The organism is Rhodococcus sp. CX (assembly GCF_015865005.1).
Lineage (GTDB): Bacteria > Actinomycetota > Actinomycetes > Mycobacteriales > Mycobacteriaceae > Rhodococcus.
The window spans coordinates 60,272-61,785 of record NZ_JADZGH010000269.1; the positions used below are offsets into that span (position 1 = coordinate 60,272).

Consider the following 1,514-nt stretch of genomic DNA (forward strand, 5'->3'; position numbering starts at 1 on the left):
CGGGGTGTTCGAGGTGAACGAGGCGTTCGCGTCGGTGCCTCTGGCCTGGCTCGAAGAGACGGGTGCCGATCCCGCGCGGGTGAATCCTCTCGGTGGCGCGATCGCGCTGGGGCATCCGCTCGGAGGTTCCGGAGCCATCCTCATGACGCGGATGATCCACCACATGCGCGACAACGGGCTCCGGTACGGACTGCAGACCATGTGCGAGGGCGGTGGTACGGCCAACGCGACCGTCGTCGAACTCGTGGACTGAAGGCCGGGCGAATTGTAGGCAAGGGCACTCGGAATCCGTGTGAGCTGCTGCACGGAACTGCTCTATATGAGACCCTTGTCACATCCGGAAAACCAACCTACTGTGTACTAGGTAGGTTGGTCCGAAAGGAGTGAGGTGTCAGCACCGAGGCCGTACGACACACTCCTCTCCAAGGGCGAGGATCGCCGTCAGCTCATTCTTTCCGTTGCGCAGCGACTGCTGGCGCGAAACGGCTGGCGGAACACGACCCTCGCCCAGATCGCTGGAGAGGCCGGTGTCACCACCGCGGGGCTGCTGCATCACTTCGAGTCCAAGGACCAGTTGTTGCATGCGGTGCTCGATGCCCGCGACCGCGACGACGATGCACACGCGGATCGGTCCGGCGACCTGCTCGAACAGCTCGGGAGGGTGCCGGAACGATTCGAGCGCTCACCTGAACTGGTGGGGATGTTCGCCACGCTGGTGATCGAGAACCTCGATCCGGCGGCACCCCTGCACGGTCGCCTGCTCGATCGATACCGGGCCGCGCTGGACACCGTCGAGGACGGCATCCGGCGCGGCCAGAGCGCAGGGCGGTATCGCGCCGACGTGGACCCCGCGACCAAGGCTGTAGAGATCGTCGCCTTTCTCAACGGAATGGAAACCTCATGGCTGCTCGATCCATCGATTCCTCTTACCGCGGTGTTCCGGGAGTACATACAGTCGCTTACTCGACAGCTCATGCCCGACGCCACCAGCTGAGAAGGCGGCTGGCCGTCGTCGCACCGAATGTCGCCGACGCCGTCCAGTTCGCGGGAGGCTGGCTCTTCGATCATGTGATGGCCGGCTGGGATGTCACGGTCGCCGTGGCCGATCCCCAGGATGTGCGTCCGATCCAGATCCTCGGTGCGACCACCGTCGATCTGGAGGCGGCGCTGTCCTCGCCTATCGGTCCGATGCCCGAATCCATTGCGGTATCGGTGAATCTGTACGAGTCGGACAGCCGAATCCGTGAAGGCATGCTCGACGCGCTCGACAGCGGCCTCACCCGCATCGCGGTGTGGGGCGATGCGCTGCCGTCGGATCTGGACCGGAAGTTCGATTCGATCCAGCATCGGCTGAGCGTGGCGGCACGCGCCTTCAAGTCCCACGCGCTCGCGGCTGCAGCGGCTCCGGCGGATTCGCCGGGCACCACAGAAACGTTCCGCAGCAGCGGAGCCTCTTCGGTGCGCGACCTCGCCTCGGTTGGGTAGTGCGGTGTGCCTTTGTGGCGGTCCTGACC

At 65.0% G+C, this 1,514-nt stretch carries 2 protein-coding genes and 1 pseudogene; all 3 read left to right on the forward strand.

All coding sequences use genetic code 11. From position 1 onward, the window contains the following. Window positions 1-253: pseudogene (locus I0Q12_RS34375) on the forward strand (acetyl-CoA C-acetyltransferase); the annotation flags it as partial. 135 nt (window positions 254-388) lie between these two features. Next, complete coding sequence (locus I0Q12_RS30200) at window positions 389-994, forward strand: TetR/AcrR family transcriptional regulator (RefSeq protein ID WP_197257524.1); 606 nt, start codon at window positions 389-391, stop codon at window positions 992-994. A 77-nt stretch (window positions 995-1,071) separates the two neighbouring features. Beyond that, window positions 1,072-1,485, forward strand: a complete 414-nt coding sequence (locus I0Q12_RS30205; protein ID WP_374068986.1) for a hypothetical protein — start codon at window positions 1,072-1,074, stop codon at window positions 1,483-1,485. Window positions 1,486-1,514: the final 29 nt, after the last annotated feature.